General features: G+C 61.4%; 12 protein-coding genes, 2 rRNA genes and 1 pseudogene (1 of these 15 cut by a window edge). 4 read left to right on the forward strand and 11 right to left on the reverse strand.

The window, feature by feature from the left end:
* Window positions 1-33: 33 nt before the first annotated feature.
* A complete protein-coding gene (locus KI237_RS26075) occupies window positions 34-348 on the forward strand; it encodes a putative quinol monooxygenase (RefSeq protein ID WP_212797648.1) in 315 nt (104 codons plus the stop codon).
* Here the strand turns inward: KI237_RS26075 and KI237_RS26080 are convergent.
* Window positions 338-1,102, reverse strand: a complete 765-nt coding sequence (locus KI237_RS26080; protein ID WP_212797649.1) for a sulfite exporter TauE/SafE family protein — start codon at window positions 1,100-1,102, stop codon at window positions 338-340. The two genes, KI237_RS26075 and KI237_RS26080, sit on opposite strands and share 11 nt — an antisense overlap.
* 210 nt (window positions 1,103-1,312) lie before the next feature.
* On the opposite strand from KI237_RS26080, the gene KI237_RS26085 reads away from it, so the two are divergent.
* A complete protein-coding gene (locus tag KI237_RS26085; protein WP_212797650.1) occupies window positions 1,313-2,194 on the forward strand; it encodes a LysR substrate-binding domain-containing protein in 882 nt (293 codons plus the stop codon).
* Between the two features lie 97 nt (window positions 2,195-2,291).
* A complete protein-coding gene (locus KI237_RS26090) occupies window positions 2,292-2,636 on the forward strand; it encodes a cupin domain-containing protein (protein WP_003197542.1) in 345 nt (114 codons plus the stop codon).
* A 137-nt stretch (window positions 2,637-2,773) separates the two neighbouring features.
* Here the strand turns inward: KI237_RS26090 and mmsB are convergent, their stop codons facing one another.
* Window positions 2,774-3,661, reverse strand: a complete 888-nt coding sequence (gene mmsB, locus KI237_RS26095) for a 3-hydroxyisobutyrate dehydrogenase (RefSeq protein ID WP_212797651.1) — start codon at window positions 3,659-3,661, stop codon at window positions 2,774-2,776.
* Between the two features lie 10 nt (window positions 3,662-3,671).
* Window positions 3,672-5,198: a CoA-acylating methylmalonate-semialdehyde dehydrogenase gene (locus tag KI237_RS26100; protein ID WP_212797652.1), complete on the reverse strand. Its 1,527-nt coding sequence runs from the start codon at window positions 5,196-5,198 to the stop codon at window positions 3,672-3,674.
* A 140-nt stretch (window positions 5,199-5,338) separates the two neighbouring features.
* Between KI237_RS26100 and KI237_RS26105 the strand changes: the two genes are divergently transcribed.
* Window positions 5,339-6,286 (forward strand): LysR family transcriptional regulator, encoded by a 948-nt coding sequence (locus tag KI237_RS26105; protein WP_212797653.1) that lies wholly within the window; start codon window positions 5,339-5,341, stop codon window positions 6,284-6,286.
* Here the strand turns inward: KI237_RS26105 and yfiB are convergent.
* The 8 genes and pseudogenes from yfiB to KI237_RS26145 all read right to left on the reverse strand — a co-directional run.
* Entirely contained in the window at window positions 6,283-6,786 is a 504-nt protein-coding gene (yfiB, locus tag KI237_RS26110) for an outer membrane lipoprotein YfiB (RefSeq protein ID WP_212797654.1), read from the reverse strand. The genes KI237_RS26105 and yfiB overlap by 4 nt on opposite strands.
* Before the next feature lie 3 nt (window positions 6,787-6,789).
* A complete protein-coding gene (dgcN, locus tag KI237_RS26115; protein WP_212797655.1) occupies window positions 6,790-8,058 on the reverse strand; it encodes a diguanylate cyclase DgcN/YfiN in 1,269 nt (422 codons plus the stop codon).
* Window positions 8,055-8,630 (reverse strand): regulatory sequestration protein YfiR, encoded by a 576-nt coding sequence (gene yfiR, locus KI237_RS26120; RefSeq protein ID WP_212797656.1) that lies wholly within the window; start codon window positions 8,628-8,630, stop codon window positions 8,055-8,057. The genes dgcN and yfiR overlap by 4 nt, the downstream gene beginning before the upstream one ends.
* Before the next feature lie 139 nt (window positions 8,631-8,769).
* Window positions 8,770-10,866, reverse strand: a complete 2,097-nt coding sequence (gene recD, locus KI237_RS26125) for an exodeoxyribonuclease V subunit alpha (RefSeq protein WP_212797657.1) — start codon at window positions 10,864-10,866, stop codon at window positions 8,770-8,772.
* A complete protein-coding gene (recB, locus tag KI237_RS26130; protein ID WP_212797658.1) occupies window positions 10,863-14,552 on the reverse strand; it encodes an exodeoxyribonuclease V subunit beta in 3,690 nt (1,229 codons plus the stop codon). Before recB ends, recD begins: the two co-directional genes overlap by 4 nt.
* Window positions 14,549-18,000: pseudogene (gene recC, locus KI237_RS26135) on the reverse strand (exodeoxyribonuclease V subunit gamma). Before recC ends, recB begins: the two are co-directional and overlap by 4 nt.
* Window positions 18,001-18,154: 154 nt before the next feature.
* Window positions 18,155-18,270 (reverse strand): 5S ribosomal RNA (rrf, locus tag KI237_RS26140).
* Between the two features lie 158 nt (window positions 18,271-18,428).
* Window positions 18,429-18,972, reverse strand: a 23S ribosomal RNA gene (locus KI237_RS26145); it runs 2,348 nt beyond the window's last position.

The following is an 18,972-nucleotide window of genomic DNA, read 5'->3' on the forward strand; positions in this document are numbered from 1 at the left end:
GAATTCGGCCGACTTTTATCAAGGAGCCGCCCGATGAGCGAACAACACGGTTTCATCCTCCACGCCAAGACCCGTCCGGAAAAAGCCGATGCCTTCGAAGCGTTGTTTCGCGCTTATGTCGAGCCAAGCCGCGCCGAGCCTGGTTGCATCGAGTACCACATGCTGCGGGACCAGCAGGATCCGACACTGTTTATCTTCTACGAGATCTGGGCCTCCCAGGCGCACCTGGATGTGCATTCGAACCTGCCGCACATGAAGCAGTTCTTCGAGAAACGCATGGATTATCTGGAGCGCGACTTCGACATCCGCCGCGTCGACATGCTCAGCCCGTCCTCGGCTAGCCGCTGATCAGCAGATGGCCGCCGAGCACGCCGAGGCCGACAAAAAACACCCGTTTGAACACCACGGCGCTGATCCGCTGGCGCAACCATTGCCCCAGCCACATCCCCAGTAACGCGGGTGCCAGCGCCAGCAACGAAGCACTCAACTCCCCGCCCCCCAGGGCGCCGCGCCACAGCAGCCCGGCGGCCAGGGCCAAAGTAGAAACGGTGAACGACAGGCCCAAGGCCTGCACCAGTTCATCCCTGCTCAAACCCAGCGCTTGCAGATACGGCACTGCCGGAATGACAAACACGCCGGTGGCCGAGGTGATGAGACCGGTGAGCAGCCCGCAGAGAGGCGCGAGCCAATGTTCGGCTTGGGGAGCAACCCGCCACGTGGGCAACAACAGCCCGCTCAGCGCATACAGCAATAGCGCCCCGCCCAAGGCTCGCACCACCCACGCCCCGCCCGCCATGCCGAGCCACAGCGTGCCGAGCCCGGTGCCGATGAAGATCGCCAGCAGCAGCGGCCACAGGCGCCGGATCAAGGCTTGCAAATGACCGCCGAAGGCCAGTTGCCAGACATTGGTCAAGGTCGCCGGAATGATGAGCAACGCCGCAGCCTGCGCCGGTGCCATAGCCAGCCCGAGCAAGCCCATGGAGATCGTCGGTAGGCCGAGGCCGATGACGCCCTTGATGGTGCCGGCCAGCAGGAAGGTGCCGATAACCAGTAAAGAAAGGGCCAGGCCGAGGTTTTGATAGAAAGCGATGAGTGTGTTCATGGGGACATCGTGCGCCCCGGGCCTTGGCTTTAAAATCTGCCATATACTGAGGTTGCCTCTCGTCCGACAAGAGGCTGTTAATTCGCTGGTGCGGCCGACGCCATCGCGAGCAAGCTCGCTCCCACAGTTGAAATGCAATCCCCTGTGGGAGCGAGCTTGCTCGCGATGACGATAAACCAGGCGCCACAGTACCTGAGACAGGATCCCCTCATGCACTTCGACCTCACCGACCTGCGTCTCTTCCTGAACATCCTCGACACCGGCAACATCACCGCCGGTGCGGCTCGCAGCCATTTGTCCCTGGCCGCGGCCAGCGCACGAGTGCGAGCCATGGAAGCCTCCCTGGGCATCGACCTGCTTGAACGCGGGCGGCGTGGCGTAACACCCACTCCCGCGGGCAAAGCCCTGGTCGAGCACGCCAGGCTCCTGCTGCAACAGGCCGAACGCCTGCAACAGGACCTGGCCGAATACGCCAAAGGCGTCAAAGGCCGGGTGCGACTGCTGTGCAACACCAGCGCCATGACCGAGCATCTGCCCGAACTGCTGGCCGGCTTCCTCAACACCCATCCCAACCTCGACATCGACCTGCAGGAACTGCCCAGCTCACGGATCACCCATGCGCTGCGCCAAGGCGCGGCAGACCTGGGGATCGTCTCCGACGCAGTGGACACCGATGGTCTTCAGACCTGGCCTTTTCGCGACGATCCGCTGGTATTGATCCTGCCGACCGGACACCCCCTGGCTGACGGTCGCGCCGTACGTTTCAGCGAGACCCTCAGCTACGATCATGTCGGCCTGAACGCATCCAGCGCCCTGGCGATCCACCTGGAAGAGCAGGCCCTGCACATCGGCTCACGCATGCAAGTGCGCATTCGCGCCGACGGTTTCGACGGGATGATTCGCATGGCGGCGCATGGTGCAGGCATTGCCATCGTGCCGAAAGCCGCCATCGACCGGCGCCCACCCGAGCCTTCGTATCAATGTGTCCCGCTGCAAGAAGCCTGGGCGCACCGGGCGTTGCTGCTGTGCGCCCGCAACTTCGACGGTTTGCCTGCCTACGCCACGGCCCTGGCTCGGCATCTGGCCGATTGATGCGCGCTTCTGGATAGCCCGGTGTCGACCACAGACATCTACCCGCTCATGCCGCGCGTTAGGGTGCCTGTTCTCTTCTGCCCCTTTCGGAGCTCACATGACCGCACCCATCACCGTCCTGCGCGACACCCATCCGCTGCCCGTACTCGACGCCTGCAAATGGGAAAAACTCGAAGGGGACCCGCACACCGTCAACCTCAACGCCTACACCAGCGAAGACGGCAGCAAGATCATGGGCACCTGGATCTGTACACCTGGCAAATGGCGTGTGGACTACGTGAAGTGGGAATACTGCCATTTCCAGGAAGGCTACTGCATCATCACACCAGATGGCATGGCGCCGATCCATTTGCGCGCAGGTGACATCTTCGTCGTCGAGCCAGGCATGAAAGGCACTTGGGAAGTGGTCGAGACCGTGCGCAAATATTTCGTGTTTGCCTGAAACAAAAAACCGAGAGGCCCCTGTGGCGAGGGAGCTTGCTCCCGCTCGGCTGCGCAGCAGCCGCGTTTTAAGAGGTGCTTCGCACCTCAGCGGGAGCAAGCTCCCTCGCCACAAAAAGCTTCAGGGCACCGCAGGTTTTACTGCGGCTTGCGATAGCTGTTCACAATCGCCGAAAAGTCCTTGCCGCCCTCGCCCCGCTGGCTCATCGCCTGATACAACTGCTGCGCCACCGCCCCCAGCACCACCGGCTGATGGGCCTGCCGCGCGGCCTCGGTCGCCAGGCCCAGGTCCTTGAGCATCAGGTCGGCACCAAAGCCCCCTGTATAGCCACGGGACGCCGGCGCCGTTTCGATCACGCCCGGCCATGGGTTGTAAGTGTCCGAGCTCCAGCAACGCCCGGTGGAACTGTTGATGATGCCGGCCAGCACCTGGGTGTCGATGCCCAAGGCATCGCCCAAGGCCATGGCTTCGCTGACGCCCACCATGGAAATTCCCAGCAGCAGGTTGTTGCAGATCTTGGCGATCTGCCCGGTGCCGACTTCGCCACAATGCACGATGTTACGGCCCATTTGCGCCAGCACCGGTTGCAAGGTGGCGAACAACTCGGTCGTGGCGCCGACCATGAAGGTCAACGTGCCCGCCGCCGCACCGCCGGTGCCGCCCGAGACCGGTGCATCGGCCATCGCCACCCCTTGTTTCGCGGCAGCAGCCGCCACGTCGCGGGCGGTTTGTGGATCGATGGTGCTACAATCCACGGCCGGCGTGCCGGCGGCGATGCCGGCCAGCACGCCGTCGTCACCCAGCCAGACACTGCGCACATGGGCGGCGGCCGGCAGCATGGTGATCACCAACCCGGCGCCCTGGGTCGCATCGCGCGGCGATGCGCTGATCGTGCCGCCCAATGCCGCCAGCTCGGCCAATACCGTCTGGTTCAGGTCGAACAGATTCAACGAATGGCCGGCCTTGAGCAGGTTGCGCGCCATGGGCGCTCCCATGTTGCCAAGGCCGATAAAGGCGATCTTCATGTCCGGCTCCTTAACGCAGGTTGATGGTGGTGTTCACACCGTCGTTGACGCTGTCATCATCGAACCAGCGTGCGGTCACGGTCTTGGTCTGAGTGTAGAACTGCACCACCTGTTTGCCGTACGGACCCAGGTCGCCGAGTTTCGAACCGCGGGAACCGGTGAAGCTGAAGAACGGCACCGGCACCGGGATCGGGATGTTGATACCCACCTGGCCGACGTCGATTTCGCTCTGGAACTTGCGCGCCGCTGCGCCACTTTGGGTGAACAGGCCGGTGCCGTTGCCGAATGGGTTGGCGTTGACCAGGGCAATCGCCTGATCCAGGGTCTCGACTTCCAGCACCACCAGCACCGGGCCGAAGATTTCTTCGGTGTAGATACGCATGTCGGTGGTCACGCCGGAAAACAAGGTCGGACCAACGAAATTGCCCTGCTCGAAACCCGGCACGCTGATGCCACGACCATCGAGCTCCAGCTTCGCCCCTTGCTGCACGCCACTCTCGATCAATTCGAGGATCCGTGCCTTGGCGCGCTTGGAAATCACCGGGCCGACGTCCGTGCCCGGCTCGCTGCCGGCGTTGACCTTGAGCTTCTGCGCCAGGGCCTTGAGCTCCGGCAACCACTGCTTGGCAGCGCCCACCAGCACCACCACGGAGGTGGCCATGCAACGCTGGCCCGCCGCGCCGAAACCGGCGCCGACCAAGGCGTTGAGCGTCTGCTCACGATTGGCATCGGGCAATACCACCGCGTGGTTCTTGGCGCCCATCATCGATTGCACGCGCTTGCCGTGACGACCCGCCAGGTCATACACGTGGGTGCCAACCGCCGTCGAGCCGACGAACGAAACCGCCTTGATGTCCTTGTGGGTGCAAAGCGCATCCACCACGTCCTTACCGCCGTGCACCACGTTGAGCACCCCCGCCGGCACACCGGCCTCGATGGCCAACTCCACCAGCAGCATGGTCGACAGCGGGTCCTGTTCCGAGGGCTTGAGCACAAAGGTATTGCCGCAAGCGATGGCCATCGGGAACATCCACAGCGGAATCATCGCCGGGAAGTTGAACGGGGTAATGCCCGCGCACACCCCAATCGGCTGGCGCAGCGTGTAGGTATCAACGCCACCGGCGACGTTCTCGGCGAACTCGCCCATCTGCAGGGTGCCGATGGAACAGGCGTGCTCGACCACTTCCAGGCCGCGAAAAATATCGCCCTCGGCATCCGCAATGGTCTTGCCCTGTTCGGCGCTGAGCACCGCGGCGATGCGCTTGGAATGCTCGCGGATCAACGCCTGGAGCTTGAGCATGATGCGCATCCGCGCGCCGATGGGCGTCAGCTTCCAGGTCTGGAAAGCACGCTGGGCAGCGGCGATGGCCGCATCGACTTCCGACGCCGTGGCGAACGGAACCTTCGCCAGCACCTGCTGGGTGGCCGGGTTGACGATGTCGTGCCATTCGTTGGATTGGGATTCAACCCACTCGCCATCGATCAACAGTCTGACGGTTTGCAGGGTGGTATCGCTGGGCGTAAGGGAAACGTTCATGCTGGCCTCCGGGATTGTTCTTATAGAGAGCGCTGGTTCAGCAAAAACCAAGGTGCACAGGACACGCTTGGTGATGAGACTGTTTTTGGAGTATAGATGTGCAAACTTCTAATAAGAACGCACATAAAAACCGGTCCAACATGCAAAAAAACATCACCTCCCTGGGGTCGCTCAATTGGGACGACCTCAAGTTTTTCCTCGAAGTGGCCCGCACCCGCAAGGCCAGCACCGCGGCCAAACGCCTGGCCGTCGACTACACCACGGTGTCGCGACGCATCAGTTCGCTGGAAGCCTCATTGGGCACGTTGCTGTTCGAAAAATCCCGGACCAACGGTTTTGTCCTGACGGCCGAAGGCCAGCGCCTGCTGGGTTACGCCGAATCGATCGAAAGCACCCTGCACATGGCCTGCGAACAGGTCTCAGGCTCCGGCGTCGCGCTGTCCGGCCACGTGCGCATGGGCTGCACCGAAGGCTTCGGCAGCTTCTTCATCACCCCGCAACTGAGCCATTTCGTCGACGCCTACCCGGCCATTTCGGTAGACATTCTTCCGCTGCCGCACTTCATCAGCCTCTCCAAGCGCGAAGCCGACATCGTCATCGCCCTCGAACGCCCCGAACATGGCCCGTATGTGTGCTGCAAATTGTGCGACTACCGGCTGCAGCTCTATGCCACCCAGTCCTACCTGGACAACCACCCACCCATCCAGCGCCCGGCAGACCTGGGCAAGCACTCATTCATCAGCTACGTGGATGACCTGGCGTTCAGTTCCGAATTGCTCTACCTGGCCAACGTCCTGCCCGGCGCCAATGCCCACCTGCGCAGCACCAGCGTGATCGCGCAATTCGTGGCAGCGCAGCAAGGCCGCTCGCTGGCAATCCTGCCCTGCTTCCTCGCCGCCCAGGACCCACGGCTGCTGCCCGTGCTGCCGGAGGACATCACCGTCACCCGGCAGTTCTGGATGTACTGCCGGGAGGACTTGAGGAAGCTCAAGCGGATTACGTTGTTGTGGGATTACATTCGCGAGGTGACTGAACAGAACCAGCCACTGCTGATGGGCGCTAGCCGGGAGATGGTGTTCGCCGACTAGTCGGCGATGACCACGATGGCGACACGGCGGTTTTCGCTGCGGCCGCTGGCGGTGTCGTTGGAGGCGACCGGGTTGCTGCTGCCCAGGCCGCGCAGTTGGACGTTTTCTTCGCGCATGCCAACGCTTGTCAGCACCTTGCTCACGCTGGCGGCCCGGCGCATCGACAGCTGTTCGTTGTAGGCCTGGGAACCCGATGCGTCGGTATGACCATCGATGCGTACCCGCTCGATTCCCGCCCCCAGCAGTGCCTTGCCGATGCGCTCGACGATGTCGGTACTGGCCGGGTTGAGGTTTTCCACGTCACTGCCGAACAGGACCTTGCCCGACAGACCGAACGCCCAGCCATCGTCAGTCAACTCGAACCCTTGTTGCTTGAGTACGGCAATTTGCGCCGGGGTCAGGCCTTTCTGCGGTGCCGTCTGGCAACCGCTCAGGGCCAGGACGGCGAGCAATAGAACCGCCGCGAACCAGCGCAGGGAAAATTGAGGGTATGAACGCACGAATCAGCTCCTGGTTTGAAGATCAGCGACGGAGTGATCCGACCCCGCCGTAGGTTGACCGCCTCGGGCGAGGCGTTTGGCTTGGTACATCGCCGCATCGGCGGCGTGGAGCAAGGTGCCTGGTGTGGCACCATCATCGGGGTAAACGGCAATGCCGATACTCAGAGACGTCAGCACTGAAGCATTGCCGGGCAATTGAATCGGCATTTCCATACTGACGATGATTTTTTCAGCGATCCGCTCGGCGTCCTCGGCCTTGTGCAGGGGGGCCAGCAGCACGGCGAATTCATCGCCTCCCAGGCGAGCAACCAAGTCATCTTCACGCAACTGTGCCCGAACCCGGGTCGCCACGGCCGTCAGCACCGCGTCACCGGCAGCATGGCCGAAATTGTCGTTGATGCCCTTGAACCGGTCGCTGTCCAGGTACAACACGGCCACTTGCTCGTTGAGCTTGCTGGCGTTGCGCAAGGCACGGATCAGCCGTCCCTCGAAAAACGCCCGGTTCGGCAAACCGGTCAAGCTGTCGTGGCTGGCCTGGTGTGCCAGGGTTTCGTTTTCGCTTTGCAGGTGGGTCTGCCAGGACTCCAGTTCGTCGAGCAGTGCATTGAAGTCATTGGCCAGATTATCCAGTTCGGCGATGGCGGCCGGCGGCACTCGCCGGTCCAGGGCCCGCTCGCTGCGTGCCGCGTGGGCCACTTCGGCCAGGCTGCGCAAGGGTCCGGTGATCGCCCGCAGCTGGCGCCGCGCCAGATAAAGCGCCACCCAGGCACTCACTGCCGTGCACAGGATGATTCCCGCCAGACCACTGAGCAAAAAGCGCAACAGGCTGCCGCCATGCCCCGCCAATACGATGCGACCTATGCTCTGCCCTTGGTGGAAGATCGGTAAGCTGATGGGCTTTTCCAAAAACGCCTTGGCAATGTGCATTTCCAATTCCGACAATAAACCGGTGTCCGGACGTTTCCAGCGCGCCAACAGGCGACCGTGCTCATTGAGCACCTGGGCATCGGCGACCTCCTCGGTGGAGGCAATCAAAGCCAGCGCCTCGGTGGCCGCCGCCGCGTCATCGAATACCACGGCCGCTTCCACGGTGTAGTTGATCGAGCGGGCGATCAGGTGCAGGTTGTGATCGGCGTAGACCCGCAACGCAAGCACACCCAGCAACGTCAGGGAAACACTGGCCATAGTGATCGCCACCAAAGCGACAATCAGGTGGCCGCGCCCGATGACCGAGCCCAGGGTGGAACGGATCCGCGACTTGGACAGGCTCATGGTACTGCCGGCCTGCGACGGGAAAGCTGCAGAACGCTCGGATGGATACGCACGCCACTGCGCGCTACCGAGTCGAGGTTGACCTCGAACGATACCTGCTCATCACCGACCCGCAGACAGAACAGGCTACCCACGGTGCACTGGTCACCGCCCTCGCTGATGCTCAACACGGGCTTGCCAATCAGGGAGTCAAACAGACGGGTGCGCTCGTCGCTGGTCAGCCTGCCGATGTAGACGGCGTTGCAATCCGTAGCGATGTTGGGGTGATCGGCCAGCAATCGCTGCACGGTCACTGGTCGACCGGTGGCCTGGGTGGTGCCTTTGACCAAGTCGTCGGTGTATTGAGTCGGGCCCACGATGCACAGTTGCAACTGCGCAGGCTCCACTGGCCAGCGTGCATAGCTGAGAATGCCCAAGACGACTTGAGTGACCGATTCGGCCCGCTGTTCAGCCCGGCTCGTGGATGGCGGGTCTTCGGCAACCACCACAGGCGACAGCAACCACAGAAGACCGGCAAGCAGATAATGCCCCCAGTCCTTGCTGCGCACCGCCTCCCACACCGCCACTTTCATGGAAAATCTCTTGGCCACACGATAAGTGCCGGAACGATAGCACAGTGTCAAAAAGCCAGCGAGCCGGCGTCCTACGGACATATCTGACAGAAAATAGCCAAAATCGTGACTCCGGCATTGAATCACGAAAACCGATCATTCAGTCCTCACCCTCCAACTCCAACATGAGCCCGCTCAAGCGCTTGACCTTGCGCCGCACCGCCTCTTCGAACACCCCCGCTCGCGGCTCTATCAGGCTGAACCATTGCTTGCCCCGGGTAATGGCGGTGTACACCAGTTCCTTGGTCAGTACCGGGTTCAAGGCATCCGGAAGAATCAACGCGGTATGGGTGAATTCCGAGCCCTGGGATTTGTGCACCGTCATGGCATACACGGTTTCCACGTCATTCAGGCGACTGGGCAAGACGAAACGCACACCGCCCTGGCCATCGTTGCGCGGGAACGCGACCCGTAGGACCTGTTTGCCGGCATCGGGCCCATCACGCTCGGGCAGCTTGAGGGCAATACCGATATCGCCGTTCATCAGCCCCAGCCCATAGTCGTTACGGGTCATCAGCACCGGACGCCCTTCGTACCATTGGTGATCGCTGTCGATAAGGCGAGCCTTGAGCAATGCCGCGGTGATTCGCTGGTTCAGCCCTTCGACGCCCCACGGACCTTTGCGCACTGCACAGAGCAATTGGAACTCGTCGAAAGCCACCAGGACTTCCCGGGCCCAATCGGCCCAGCAGCGGTCTTCCAGCGGGCGGGAAATGGCTGGGCGTTGCTGCCGTAGCAGGCCCAGGTAATGCCGATACCCCTGGGGCCCTTCCGGCTTGCCGTCGAGCAACAGTTTTTCCAGTTTTGTATCGTGTTCACTCGTCAATTTCAGGGAAGACAGATCGGCGTACTGCCCTTGTTCCAGTAGCTGACGGGCTTTTTCAGGCTGCTGCTGGTTGACCCAGCGAGCCAGTTGACCGATCCCGCTGCCTTCGCCGAAGCGCCGGGAATGCCTGAGCATGACCACTTGCTGTGCCAGGGGATGAGTGCCGTCGAGATCCTGTTGCAGGTCACTGGCCGCCAGGTTTTCACCACTGACGGACTCAAGCCAGGCTCGGGTTCGGGGGCTGTACCAGCCGTCCTCGGCGTCTCGACACAGATCCCCCAGCACCGCACCGGCCTCCACAGAGGCCAACTGGTCCTTGTCCCCCAGCAACACCAACCGTGCATGGGCCGGCAGGGCATCCAGCAGATTGGCCATCATCTCAAGGTCAATCATCGACGCTTCATCGACCACCAGCACATCCAGAGGCAAGCGATTGCCTGCATGGTGGCGAAAATGCCGGGTACCGGGGCGGCTGCCCAGCAAACGATGGACTGTCGTGACGTCGCAGGGAATGCGTTCGCGCACGGCGTCGTCCACATCCAGGGTCTGGACCTGCTGGCTGATGGATTCGGTCAGGCGCGCCGCCGCCTTGCCAGTGGGCGCGGCCAGGCGAATGCGCAGCGGCTTCCCGGCCTCGACGGCCGGAGCCTGGAGCAGGGCCAGCAGGCGCACAACGGTGGTGGTCTTGCCCGTGCCCGGGCCGCCGGTCACGATGCTGAAGGCCCCGCGGGTCGCCAGCGCGCAGGCCAGTTTCTGCCAATCGATCGGGCCGCTGGCATTGGCCGGCCCGAACAACCCATCCAAACGCTCGCGCAGGTCACCGGGCGCCGCTTCATGCTCGATAAGCCGTTGGCGCAGCGCTTCATCGATCCGTCGTTCATACCCCCAGTAACGGCGCAGATAAAGACGTTTGCCAGACAACACCAACGGACGTTGCTGCGCCTCTTCGCTCCCATCCACGGCCAGCGCCACCAGACGACTGGACGCCAGGACCTTGCACCAATGGACGCCGTCCAGTGTCGCCAATAGTTTCGATGGCAACAGCATCACGCCAGTCTGCAGGTCACCCTCGGGAGGCAGCGACAGCGCAAAATCCGGTTCCTTGAGGGTCTCGAACACATCCAGGCAAACATGGCCGTGCCCCAGTTGATGGCTGGTCAACGCAGCGGCGAGCAGGACCAAAGGATCATCGTCGGGCGCCAACTCATGGAGGAACGCCACGAATGCCTTGTCCAGGGCGCGCAACCAGCCGCGCTCGACCCAGCGCGTCAGTAACAACAGCAGGTCTTGCGCACGGCTCAAGGGCGCCAACTCCACCAGGCTTTCGTCGTCGGACGATTTGGGCAGCAGGTCGGCAAAAGAACGACTCATAGCAACTCCCCCTGTACCCACGCCGGCTCGGCCTTGGGTTCGGGCGCCCCCTGGAACAGGCGATCCAGTTGTTCGATCAATGCCCGTGGCGGCCTGGTGAAATACACACCCTGACTGGCCGAGCGGGTTCCGCGAAGGAACAGGTACAGCGCGCCGCCGACATGCCGGTCGTAGTCGTAATCGGGGAGCCGTGCCTTAAGCTGGCGATGCAGGGCCAACAGGTACAACACGTATTGCAGGTCGTAGCGATGGTCCAGGATCGACTGTTCCATGGCCTGTACGGTGTAGGCCATGTCATCGACACCCAGCCAGTTGGATTTGTAATCGGCCACGTAGTACCGACCGTCGTGCTCGAACGTCAAATCGATGAAGCCCTTGAACATGCCGTTGAGCAGCACCGGTTCCGCCGCGACGCGGGCCACACCGCCATGGGTGAACCGGCAAACCAGTTGGTCAAGCTTTTGCACATCGACCTTGTGGCTGGCAAACCAGAACTCCATCTCCACCTGGAATCGGCTCAGTTGTTCGAGCACCACCGGCGCCTGGTCATTGCCCACGTGCATGGGCATCTTGATCAAGTGCTGCAGCCAATCGCTCAGCGTGGTGATCCAGCCTTTCCAGCCTCGGCGATTGCAGCGTCGGGCGATGGCATCCTCGATATCCGCTGGCGCCGATGAAAAGCCCTCCCCGGCGGCCCACTCCAGCAGGCCATGGAGGAAAGTACCGGGGTTGGGGCCACGGGGAAAGCGGTGGATGTCGCCACCGACAGCGATAGTCTCCCTGGGAGCGTCCGGGTCCAGTCGTTCATCGTCGAACAGTTTCTGGGCCTGGGGATTCTCTGGCGCGGTATCGCTGCCTTCGCTCAGGCTTTCGCTGATGCGCAAGGCACTGTAGGACGCGATCCACCAGTGCTCGCTGGCCTTTCGCAAGGGCACCAAGGGTTCAAGCAACACGGCTTCGTTGCGCGGGGGTCGGTAGTGCTCATCGGTGGCTTCGGGCATTGGCTGGCAGCTCACCGCGTCACTGCCTTGCTGCAGGTCGTCCAACCAGCGCCCCAGCGCCGCCGATTCGGCCAGCGGCGCACCACCACCCAACAAGTACCCCAGCGCGGACACATGGAGGATCGAGCGATTGTTGCTGCCCCGCTTGAGATCCGCGACACCTAGCCAGCAGGCATGTTGTGCACGGGTCAGTGCCACGTAGAGAAGCCGCAGATCCTCGGCCAGACGCTCGTCATCGGCCTTGGCGATCAATTCGGCAGTGGGCTTGAGGCTGATCTGCGCCTTGTTGGCCTCATCGTGGTAGTGCAACGGCAATCGACTTCCGTCCACCGGTTTCGTCGAGCAGATGAAGGGCAAGAAGACCAATGGATATTCGAGGCCCTTGGATTTGTGGATCGTGACCACCTTGACCAGTTGCTCATCGCTTTCCAGGCGCAGGATCTGCTCTTCTCCCGCTTGCCCGGACAAGGCCAGGTGCTCGGACAAATGCCGGATCAAGGCTTGTTCGCCATCCAACTCACCGGCCGCCTGCTGCAACAGTTCGCAAAGGTGCAGCAAGTTGGTCAGCACCCGCTCGCCGTCGCTGCGCGCCATCAAGGCCTGGGGCAGTTCGAAATCATGCAGCAGGCGCCGCAACATCGGCAGCACGCCCTGGCTGCGCCAGACCGTACGATAACCGCGAAATTGCATGACCCTGGCTTCCCAGGCCAGCTCATCCTGATTGAGACGCTCCAGTTCCATCAGCGACAGGTTCAACGTGATGCTGGCCAGGGCCGCCCGTAGCGGTCGTTCCGCATCCGGTTCGGCACAGGCCCTGAGCCAGATCAGCAAATCCCGCGCTTGCTGCGAGGCAAAGACCGAATCCTTGTCGGACAGATAGACACTGCGCACGCCCCGCGCGGACAACGCGTCTCGCACCGCCTGCGCTTCTTTACCATCGCGTACCAGGATGGCGATATCTGCCGGGCGCACGCCTCGCAGCACCTGTCCATCGACCGTGAAGCCGTCGCGTCCCGACTGACCGCCGTTGAGCAACGCCGTGATCTCACTGGCGCAGGCGGCCGCCATGGATTGCCGATACACCGCACCGGAAAGTGGCTGGTCCGACGACAGGTGCCAGATGTTCAGTGCCGCGACCGCCTGCCCAGCGACCTGCAGGGACTCCTTTCGCCCCTGGGATTCAACGGACAGGAACGGCACCGGGTTCTCGCCCGAAGGCTCACGGAACAGAAAGGCCCCACGCCCCTTCGGGCGGGACTCGGCATTCTGGAAAACATGGTTTACCGCGCCTACCATGGCATGGCTGGAACGGAAATTCGTGCCCAGTGTGTGCAGCCTGCCAGCAGTGGCTTCGCGAGCGCGCAGATAGGTATAGATATCGGCGCCGCGAAAAGCGTAGATCGCCTGCTTCGGATCGCCGATCAGGAACAGTCCGGTCCCGGGGTCGTTGTCGTCGATACGGTAGATGCTTTCGAAGATCCGGTATTGGACCGGGTCGGTGTCCTGGAACTCATCGATCAGCGCCACCGGAAACTGTTCACGGATCAGGCTCGCCAAACGCTCGCCTGCGTCGGCCTGCAGGGCCGCATCGAGACGCAGCAGCATGTCATCGAAGCCCATCTCGGCGCGGCGACGTTTCTCTGCCTCGAAGCGCGCCCCGACCCATTGCGCGGCATGCTGCAACACGGCGGCATCTGGCGTGGGCAACGCATCCAGGCTGGCCTTCAGACCGGCCATGGCGTCCAGCCCGGGATGGTTGGGCACTTCACCTTTCCAGGCTTCGGCCATGCCCTCGGGCGTCAGCCGCGTGAATCCGGTGCCGATGTCCAACAGCTCAAGGCTTTCGTCATCGACCCAGGCAGTAATTTTCTGAAACCACGGTTCGAAGTAACGCGCCTGCATCTTGCGCCCGTCGACAGACTTGCTGGCAACGCCTTGCTGGCAGATTTCCAACAGTTCCACCGCCCATTGCCGCCACGGCGCCTTGAGATCGAGCAAGGCGGCACTGCGCTCCTGCAAGGCCGCGGCGATGAGTTCGGCAGGCTCAGGCCCATAACCGTCACCACGCTCGCTGGAAAACAAACCTCGTACCCGCGGCAATAGCGCAGCAGGCCCACCCCAATGGGTACGCACCCAGTTCAGTGCCTCGCCTTGCATCGAATAGCAGAACAGCCGCCAATAATCGCGCAAGACCTCGCCCAGCAATTCGCTGTGGTCGGTTTCCAGGGTCTGGGTGAACAGGCTACCGCTGTCGAAGGCATGCTCACGCAACATGCGCTGGCACCAACTGTGGATGGTCGAAACGGCCGCTTCGTCCATCCACTGCGCAGCGATGTCCAGCCGGTTCGCGCAGCCAGGCCATTGGTCAGCGTTGAACTCATCGCGCAACGCGGCGATCAGCGTATCCGGAGCGGGAATTTCGTCACGGAAGAAACGCGCCGCTTCGGCCAGACGAGTGCGAATTCGTTCACGCAACTCTTTGGTGGCAGCGTCCGTGAAGGTCACTACCAGGATTTGCGGTGGCAGCAACTCGCGGCCAAAACCGGACGCCGAACCGCCATGCCCCAGCACCAGACGCAGGTACAACGCCGAGATGGTGAAGGTCTTGCCGGTACCGGCGCTGGCCTCGATCAGTTGGCTGCCACGTAGCGGGAAAGCCAGGGCCAATGGTGTCTGGCGACTCATGAGCGGGCCTCCTCGCCGACCAATGAACGCCATGGGGCTTCGAGCAATGGTCGGTAGAGTGCATCGCACCAATCGGGGAATGTTTCATCAGCCATCAAGGCATCGAAATCAGCAAACTGTCGAGCCAAGGCCGGACTTTCCCGCCGTTCGCCTTCAAACGTCTGTCCATCACCCTCATAGGCTTTGCGAGCCGCCGCTTCGGCCTTGACCGGATCAGTCTGGCCGAGCCAGGCAAAAGCCGTCTTCACCGCGATCGGTAGCGGCTGGCGCATACCGGTCTGCCAGGCCAGCAGCATGTCGCCCAGCAGCCTTTGTGCGACGGGCTCCTCAAAAGGTGCCAACAGCAAGCTGTCATCACTGGCCACCAGTGCCGTCGTCAATGACACGCCATTAGCGCAAGCCACGAGATGATTGACCCACGGCCGTATCAGGCGATGCCACTTACGGGTCTTGGTGGAGCCGATGCTGTTGGGTATGGCCGTGATGGCGAGGACCGCACCGTCGGAACGCTGGTGCAAACCACTGAGCCACCCGTCGACATTCACCCCCTGCAATTGCAGGCTGACTGGCACAGCGCTGACCGACGGTGTTGGCCATAACGCCAGAAGCTGTTGGTAACGCTGGAGCAGATCCGGCAGAGGTTCGATCAATTCACGCTGCATGCATTCACCGAAACCGGCCATGGGTAACAGGCCGCTGTTCTGCAGTCTTTTGGCGTGAGCGGTGAGGGCAAGATCCGGCTGGTCCAGGCGTACCAGGGCGGCCTCGAGCAAGCTGTCACTCAGGCTGTAGCGTTGCAGCGCATCAAGCACAAAAGGTTCGTCATCGGCCAACGGCGCTTCGATGGCCTCGAAGAACACTTTCAACCGCTGACTGAAGAAATGGCGGACAGGATTGCGCAGGAAGTCCTGCAACTGCCCAAGGCCCAAGGGCTCCTCCTGGACATAGGGTTCCAACACCTGGTGTTTGTCGGTCTGATCACAAGCGTCATGAAGCACTCGCCATTCGCTGGCGTAACTGAACAGCTCGTCACCTTGATGGAAATAACGAGCACTGAACGGTTGCAACGGATGCTCCTGGGTCAACGCATCGAGGAGAGGCTTGCTGTCATCTGCCAACCGCCAGCCACTGGCGAGATGGTCGCGCAGTTGGCCGATCAACACCGATGCCGGACGCTCGCTGTTGTCGCGAATACTGCGACCCACCCAACTGATGTACAGCTTTTCCCGAGCAGAAAGCAGCGCCTCCAACAGCAGGTAACGGTCGTCCTCACGGCGGGAACGATCGCCCGGACGATAATCACCGCCCATCAGGTCGAAATCCAAAGGCGGCTGGGCTCTCGGGTAATCACCATCATTCATCCCCAGCAGGCACACCAGCTTGAAGGGGATCGCGCGCATCGGCATCAAGGTACAGAAGTTGACTGCGCCGGCCAGGAAACGCTGGGACAGTCGCCCCTGGTCCAGTCCGGCCAACCACGCCTCTCGCACCACCGTCAGCGGCAACTCATCGTGCAGCCCCACCGACTCGCAGGTTTCCAGCCAGGTTTCACGCAAGTCTTCGAGTTGGGCCAGCAAATAGTCGTCATGCTCGTTGCTTGCCTGGAAAAACAGCCGCATCAGATCTTGCAGGCGTGAACCCCATTGCTGCGGCGATGCCGGCCGGGTGAGTTCCTGATGGGCGACCTCCAGGGCATCCAGCAATGCAACCAAGGGACCGATCAACGCCGCGTCCAGGCCACCGATCTCGTCATAGGGCTCAATGCCCTCATAAGCGTTCGAACTGCCGACGGCATACCCCAGCAACATGCGACGCAAGCCGAAATGCCAGCTGTTCTGCTCAAGCTCCGCGGGCAGGCCCAAGCCGGCACGGTGTTCGGCGCTCATCCCCCAACGAATGCCGGCGCCTTCGATCCAGCGGTGCAGTGTCGGCAGATCGACCTCATCGATGCCAAACCGCTCACGCAACGCCGGGACATCCAGCAGATCGAGGATTTCGCTGACCGGGAAACGACTGTCCGGCAGCTTGAGCAAATGCTCGACGGCGATCAGCAGTGGATCACGTCCACGCTGGCCCTGATCGGTCAGTGTGAAGGGAATGAACCGAGGGTCGCTCCTGTCGAGCTGGCCGAACACCGCGCGAATGTGCGGTGCATAACTGTCGATGTCCGGGACCATGACGATGATATCCCGTGGGCGCAGCGTCGGATCCGCACTGAAGTGGGCCAGCAATTGGTCGTGAAGAATTTCGACTTCACGCTGGGCGCCGTGAGCCACATGAAAACGGATCGAGCCGTCTCGCTCCGTATCGATGACAGGCCAGTGTTCCCGGGTTTCATTCAGGGGGCGCAGCTCCAGGATGTCATCCTGCAACTGGCTGAGAAGGGTCGTAGGGGTTCCATCGGTGAACAGGTCAATTCGCCCATCGCGAAATACCGAGCGATAGCTGTTGGGGTCATCGTAGCTGTCGAGCAGGTTGATATAGTCGCGCCCTTGCTTGCCCCAGGCGGCCAATAATGGATGGGCATGTTGATGCAGGGTTTGCGGATCGAGGACGACGGGCATGCCGGCCTTGCGCGCCTGGCGCTTGTATTGGTGCCGCAACAAGTCTTTGTCGGCGACGATGTCCGCCCAATGATGGCGACACGGGTTATGCACGCAAAGCAGAACCTGACTGAACCGGGAAAGGCCGGCGAGCGCCTCCAGGACCTGGGCAGGCAACGAAGAAATACCAAACACGATGACCCGTGCGGGCAGGCCTTTCGGGGCGACTTCCAGGCTGTTGATACGTTCGATGTAGCGCTGATGAACGCCAGCACGGCTTTGCGCCATGCCTTGCTCCCCCACATCCAGCAACAAGGCTCGCCACAGTTCCGCTTGCCAGCAATTTGCTGGCGCGAGCGGCTTGATTTCGCCTCGGACATTTCTTGTCTGGTGTCGACCTTCCGCCCAGTCCTCAAGCCAGTCGGCCCGGTAAACCTGGTACTGGTCGAACAGATCGGCAAGACGCTCGGATAATTGATAGCGCTTGCGCAAGTCGGTGTCGTGGGTAAGGAATCGTCGCAGAGGTTCGAAATGAGGCTGCTCGATCAACTGCGGCAGCAGACGCATCAGGCGCCAGGTTAACGGAGCCTTATCCAGCAGGGACTTGGCCGGAATTTCGTCGCGGCCCAGGACTGTTCGATAAAGTTGCCACATGAAACTGCCCGGCAGTTGCACATCAATGGCAGCCGCAATACCGCAGCCGCCGGAGTCATCGTCTTCCGGGTCTTCAGCCAGTGCGAGCTTGAGCCATTGGGCAATGCCGTTGCTCTGTACCAACGCGATTTCATTTTCAAGGGGGCCAGCGGATAGCGCCGCATCAAGCTGATTACCAGGCTGCGCAATTCATCAAGGCGATTCCCGTGAACCACCATGAAAGCTGGGCTAAGGGACGTTGCGTCCGGCATGAAAGGCATCCTTGAAAATGCAAAAGCTAGGGGCAGAACCTTAGCACTGTCGGGGGGTTGTGACAGCCGGGAACTGTCCGCGCTGCTCGTACGAACTTTCCTGCGGGCAAAACAAAACCCCAACTGCTTTCGCAATTGGGGTTTCGGAATTTAATCTTGACGATGACCTACTCTCACATGGGGAAACCCCACACTACCATCGGCGATGCATCGTTTCACTGCTGAGTTCGGGATGGGATCAGGTGGTTCCAATGCTCTATGGTCGTCAAGAAATTCGGTAGCCGGTGCGTGCCTTGCGGTCACGTGCCAGCGAATGGGTATGCGATAGATTTGTGTGTTGCTGTCGAGTCTCTCGAACTTTCGGTTCGTTTCGTCTTCACACACCGCAATCTGGCCTCTTTCGAGTTCACAAATTGCTTGGGTGTTATATGGTCAAGCCTCACGGGCAATTAGTACAGGTTAGCTCAACGCCTCACAGCGCTTACACACCCTGCCTATCAACGTCGTAGTCTTCGACGGCCCTTCAGGGGACTCAAGGTCCCAGTGAGATCTCATCTTGAGGCAAGTTTCCCGCTTAGATGCTTTCAGCGGTTATCTTTCCCGAACATAGCTACCCGGCAATGCCACTGGCGTGACAACCGGAACACCAGAGGTTCGTCCACTCCGGTCCTCTCGTACTAGGAGCAGCCCCTCTCAAATCTCAAACGTCCACGGCAGATAGGGACCGAACTGTCTCACGACGTTCTAAACCCAGCTCGCGTACCACTTTAAATGGCGAACAGCCATACCCTTGGGACCGGCTTCAGCCCCAGGATGTGATGAGCCGACATCGAGGTGCCAAACACCGCCGTCGATATGAACTCTTGGGCGGTATCAGCCTGTTATCCCCGGAGTACCTTTTATCCGTTGAGCGATGGCCCTTCCATACAGAACCACCGGATCACTAAGACCTACTTTCGTACCTGCTCGACG

It is taken from the genome of Pseudomonas sp. St316 (genome assembly GCF_018325905.1).
GTDB lineage: Bacteria > Pseudomonadota > Gammaproteobacteria > Pseudomonadales > Pseudomonadaceae > Aquipseudomonas.